The sequence below is a fragment of the Micromonospora sp. NPDC000207 genome, assembly GCF_040300925.1.
Classification (GTDB): Bacteria; Actinomycetota; Actinomycetes; order Mycobacteriales; family Micromonosporaceae; genus Micromonospora.
The window spans coordinates 1-5045 of the sequence record NZ_JBEPEQ010000198.1; the positions used below are offsets into that span (position 1 = coordinate 1).

Annotated in this window: 6 protein-coding genes; all 6 read left to right on the forward strand. The window is 71.1% G+C overall.

Features of this window, described 5'->3' with window-relative positions:
- Positions 1 to 675, forward strand: a 675-nt coding sequence (locus tag ABT336_RS26745; RefSeq protein ID WP_350900272.1) for a peptidase dimerization domain-containing protein, incomplete at its 5' end; no start/stop codon positions are given.
- Complete coding sequence (locus tag ABT336_RS26750; protein WP_350900274.1) at positions 672 to 1676, forward strand: Gfo/Idh/MocA family protein; 1005 nt, start codon at positions 672 to 674, stop codon at positions 1674 to 1676. The genes ABT336_RS26745 and ABT336_RS26750, both read left to right, overlap by 4 nt.
- Before the next feature lie 15 nt (positions 1677 to 1691).
- Positions 1692 to 2990 carry an ABC transporter substrate-binding protein gene (locus tag ABT336_RS26755; protein ID WP_350900276.1) on the forward strand — a complete coding sequence of 433 codons (1299 nt, stop codon included), beginning with the start codon at positions 1692 to 1694 and terminating at the stop codon, positions 2988 to 2990.
- A gap of 61 nt (positions 2991 to 3051) precedes the next feature.
- Positions 3052 to 4008, forward strand: coding sequence for a carbohydrate ABC transporter permease (locus tag ABT336_RS26760; protein WP_350900278.1), 957 nt, complete (start codon positions 3052 to 3054; stop codon positions 4006 to 4008).
- A complete protein-coding gene (locus tag ABT336_RS26765; protein ID WP_350900280.1) occupies positions 4005 to 4841 on the forward strand; it encodes a carbohydrate ABC transporter permease in 837 nt (278 codons plus the stop codon). The genes ABT336_RS26760 and ABT336_RS26765 overlap by 4 nt, the downstream gene beginning before the upstream one ends.
- On the forward strand, positions 4838 to 5041 hold the full coding sequence (locus tag ABT336_RS26770) for a hypothetical protein (protein ID WP_350900282.1): 204 nt from the start codon (positions 4838 to 4840) through the stop codon (positions 5039 to 5041). The genes ABT336_RS26765 and ABT336_RS26770 overlap by 4 nt, the downstream gene beginning before the upstream one ends.
- Positions 5042 to 5045: the final 4 nt, after the last annotated feature.

Consider the following 5045-nt stretch of genomic DNA (forward strand, 5'->3'; position numbering starts at 1 on the left):
CTCGGCCGGGCCGCCCACGCCGCCACCCCGGCGCTGGGCCGCGACGCCATCCTCGGACTCAGCGGCATCGTCAACCTGCTGCACGCGGGGGTGGCCCGGTCCCGCAACGCCGACGAGCTGGTCGCGTTCAACATCGGCACCATCGCCGGGGGTGCCAGCCAGAGCCAGGTCGCCGGCTACGCCGAGGCCACCGGCACCCTGCGCACCCACGACGAGGGCACCCGCGAGCGGCTCAAGACGGTCATCGAGCGGGTCGCCCGCCACCAGGCCGCCGCCCTCGACCTCGGAATCCGGTTCACCTGGGCCAACGAGATGCCGCCGGTGCGCAACGCGGCAGACCTGGTCGCCCTGGCCCACACCGAACTGCCCGGCCTGGTCGAGGTGGTCGACCTGGCCGTACCGCCACTGACCACCGACGACTTCGCCCTGCTCGGCGCGCTCGGCCCCAGCCTGTACGTCAAGCTCGGCGTCACCGGTGACCGGGGCGGAGCGCCCCTGCACTCCGGGTCGTTCGACGTGGACGAGCGGTGCCTCGCCGTCGGGGTGAGCGCCCTGGACCGCCTCACCCGGGCGGTGCTCGACGGCCGACTCGCCGCAGACCCGACGACGCCGACCGGAGAACTCGGCACCGTGCTGCCCGGGTCGGGTCCGACGACGGCGGGGGTACCGGCGTGACCGCCCCACCCGAGGTGGCGGTGATCGGGGCCGGGGCCTTCGGGGTGCGCCACGTGGCCGCGTACCGGTCGCTGGGGGTGCCGGTGACGGCGCTCGTCGACCCGGACCCGACCACCCGGGAACGGGTGGCCGCCGCACACGACGTCCCCCGGACCTTCGCCGACGTCGACGACCTGCTCGCCGCCGGAGCCCCACAGGCAGCGTCGGTCTGCGTCCCCGGCCCGGCCCACCGGGCGGTGGCGGTGCGGCTCCTCGCCGCCGGCGTACCGGTGCTCGTGGAGAAACCGCTCGCGGCGACGGTGCGCGACGCCGCCGCGATCGTCGCCGCCTCCCGGACCCACGGGGTGCTCTGCCAGCCGGGGCACATCCTGCGCCACAGCGCCCCCCACCGGGCCCTCTACGACGCGGTGCGCGCCGGTCGTCTCGGTCAGGTGCTGGCGGTCTCGTCCCGCCGGGACCGGCCGCGCACCCTCAGCCGCCTCTTCCCCGGCGAACACCCGGCCCTGCTCACCGCCGTGCACGACATCGACCTGGCGATCTGGTACGCCCAGTCCCCGGTGGTCGAGGTCCGCGCGGCGGCCCGGACCCGACCCGGACCGGCAGCGCCGGTCCTGGTCTGGGCGGAGCTTCGGCACGCCAACGACGTCGTGTCGTCGATCCGCAACAGCTACCTCCTGCCCGAACACACCCCCAACCACACCCAGGACCTGGTCGAGGTCTACGGCACCGAGGGCGTCGCCCACGTCGACCTCGGACATCCCGCCGTGCTCGTCGCGGCCGAGTCGACCGAGGCGCCGGACTGGCTCCTGTCGCCTGTCGACGGCGGCGGGGCACTCGCCGCCGAGCTGCGCCACTTCGTCGGTCAGGTGACCGGCACCGACCCCTCGGCGGTCGTTCCGCTCGCCGACGGGCTGCACGTGGTCCAGGTCGCCACGGCCGTCACCGAAAGCGCCGCCGCCGGTGGCGTCACCCGCCCGATCACCCCCGAACCCCTCTCCTGACAGGAGCTTCCGCCGATGTTTCGACGTAGATTGGCCGGTGCCCTCGCCGCCGGTGTGGCCGCCGCAGTGGCGCTCACCGGGTGCGGTGGCGGTGACGGTGCCTCCGACGGTCCGGTCACCCTCAAGGTGCTCACCTGGGAGCCGGGCGGCACCGAGTACTGGCAGCAGGTGAAGTCCACATTCGAGGCCGGTCACCCGGACATCAAGCTGGACATGCAGTCGGTCCCCTTCGACAAGTACCCCGAGGTGCAGGGGCCGTACATCACCTCACAGTCCGGGCCGGACGTGATGGCCAACAACGCCGGGCTGGAGCTGTTCGACAGGCGGGGCGCGTACGTGCCGTTGGGCGACCGGGCCGCCGAGATCAACAAGGACCTGGTCACCTACAGCGGGGCCTGCGAGGACTTCGACACCAGCAAGGCCTGTTTCGGGGTGCCCTTCTCCTACCAGGGCAACGTCCTCTACTACAACAAGGAGGTCCTGACCGCCGCCGGGCTGGACCCGGAGACCCCGCCGGCCACGTGGGACGAGTTCGGGGCGGCCTGCGAGGCGGTGAAGAAGGCCGGCAAGACCTGCCTGGCGCTGGGGCTGTCCGGCACCTTCCCGGCGTACTGGGACTTCCCGGAGATCGCCCGCAACTACCTGACCGAGGACGACATCCGTGGCCTGCTGGCCGGGACCCTGTCCTGGAAGGACCCGAAGCTGGTCCAGACCCTGGAGAAGCTCGCCGAGATCACGACCAAGGGCTGGACGAACCGCAACGCCCCGTCGATCACCATGCTCCCCGACGGTGCCGACATCTTCCAGCGCGGCGACGCGGCCTTCGCCGGCACGATCATCTCCGACGCGGTGAACTGGGAGGCGTTCGGCAAGGCCCTCGGTGACGACAAGCTCGGCGTGACCCGGTGGCCGACGATCAACCCGGACGCGCCGCTGGCGCAGAAGTTCTCCGGTATCGAGGGTGCCGTCTACGGGGTGACCCAGTGGAGCGACAAGAAGGAAGCCGGCCTGGAGTTCATCACCTGGCTGGCCGGTAAGGAGAACGGCGAACTCTGGGTCAAGCACGCCAAGGGTCAGCCGCTGAACACGACTGTCGACCAGTCGTTGCTGCCGTCGTCGCCGGCCTTCAAGAAGATCCAGGAGCTGGTTGCCGAGCCGACCCTGCACGCCGGTGTGATGCTCTCCGGCCCGGAGGCCGACGCCCTGGCCCGGGGCTGGCAGCAGGTGACCCTCGGCCAGCTCACCGTGGACAAGTGGGCCGACCAGATGCAGCAGGCGCTGGAGCGCAGCCCGACGAAGCGGCAGGGCAACTAGTCGCACCGGGTGGGGTGGCCCCGCGTCACCCCACCCGGTCAGCCCTGGGGAGGACAAGCAGATGAGCATCTCCACCGCGAAGGCCGCCGAGCCGGCCGTCGCGACAACCCCACCGCCGGTACGACGCAACCGGCGGTCCACCCACGCCCGGGAGTGGTGGTTCGGCGCCCTGATGGTGCTGCCGGCGTTGGTCCTGGCTGTCACCTTCAAGCTGGTGCCGCTCGCCCGGGGCGTCGTGACCAGCTTCGAGCAGTCCAGCGGTTTCGGCGACAGCTCGTTCGCCGGGTTCGACAACTACACCCGGATGTTCGACGACCCGGTGGTCCTGGCCAGCTTCCGCAACGCCCTGCTGGTGGTGGCCACCCTGCCGGTCTGGGTCGTGTTCCCCCTGGTGCTGGCGGTGCTGATCCACCAGCGGGCCCCCGGGTGGAAGTTCTTCCGGGCCGTCTACTTCGTCCCGTACACCATCGCCCCCATCGTGGTCGGCATCATGTTCCGGCAGATCCTCGCCCCGGACGGACCGATCAACGCCCTGCTGCGGGCGGTGGGGTTGCGACCGTTGGCCATCGAGTGGCTCAACGGGCAGAACAGCGCGTTGTTCTCGCTGGTGGCGGTCGCCCTGTGGAGTTTCTTCGGCCTCGGGGTGATGACCTACCTGGCGGGGCTGGCCACCATCCCCGACGAGGTGCTGGAGGCCGCCTACCTCGACGGGGCCGGGTTCTGGCGGCGGCTGCTGTCGGTGGTGGTGCCGATGCTGCGTCCGACGGTGGCGTACTGGAGCGTCCTGTGCGCCTCCGGGGTCCTGATCTGGCTGTTCCCGCTGATCTACGCCCTCACCCAGGGTGGCCCCGGTAACGCCACGATGCTGCCGGAGTACCTGGTCTTCCTGACCACCTTCCAGTTCCTCGACCGGGGGTACGGCTCGGCCATCGGTATCGCCCTGTTCGCCTTCGTCGCCGTGCTGTCGATCTTCAGCGTCCGGCACATGTTCACAGAGGGGACCCGGAAGCCGCGATGACTCGGCGACAATCCGCCCGGATCGGGCGCTACCTGTTGACCTTCGCGCTGGTGGTGGTCGCGGTGGCGGCGATCTACCCGCTGTTGTTCACGGTGGTCAGTTCGCTCAAGACCCAGCACGGGTTCGCCCAGGACCCGCTGGGGCTGCCGACCTCCGGGATCACCCTGGAGAACTACGTCGAGGCGTTCAAGCGGATGGACATGCCCCGGCTCCTGCTCAACTCGATCATCACCACCGTCGGTGGGCTGGTCCTGTCGGTGCTGGCCGCGATGCTCGTCGCGTACGCCGTGACCAAGCTGCGGTTCCGGGGCGGCAAGGTGGTCTTCCTGCTGATCATCATCACCCTGACCATCCCCAGCCAGGCCATCATCTACCCGCTGTACCAGACGGTGCTGGACCTGGGGATGACCGGCGAGTACCAGGGGCTGATCCTGGCGTACGCGGCCTTCGGGCTGCCGCTGGGGACGTACCAGCTCGCCGGCTACTTCCAACAGGTGCCCGACGAGCTGATCGAGGCGGCTCGGGTCGACGGGGCCGGACACTTCACAATCCTGTTCCGGCTGCTCGCCCCGATCGCCACTCCGGCGCTGGCCGCGCTGGCCATCTTCAACTTCGTCTGGATGTGGAACGACCTGCTCCTGCCGCTGGTCATCATGGGCGGCTCGGACTCCAAGACCCTGATGGTCGGGGTCTCCATGCTCAGCGGCCAGTACGACGTCTCGGTGCCGCTGGTCAGCGCCGGCCTGATCGTGGCCCTCCTGCCGGTGCTCGTCATCTACCTGGTGTTCCAACGTCAGCTCGTCTCCGGCGCGTTGGCCGGCTCCGGCAAGTGAGCACCCCCGTCGAGCGGCCCGAACCGGCTCCCGCGCGGGACGTCGACCCCGGCGCCGCCTCCGACCCCGGCGCCGCCTCCGACCCCGGCGCCGCCTCCGACCCCGGCGCCGCCTCCGACCCCGGCGCCGCCTCCGACCCCGGCACCGGGTCGCGGGCGGCGCGGGGCCGGGGGCCCGGCCCGCCAGAGTGGATCCTCTAACGGC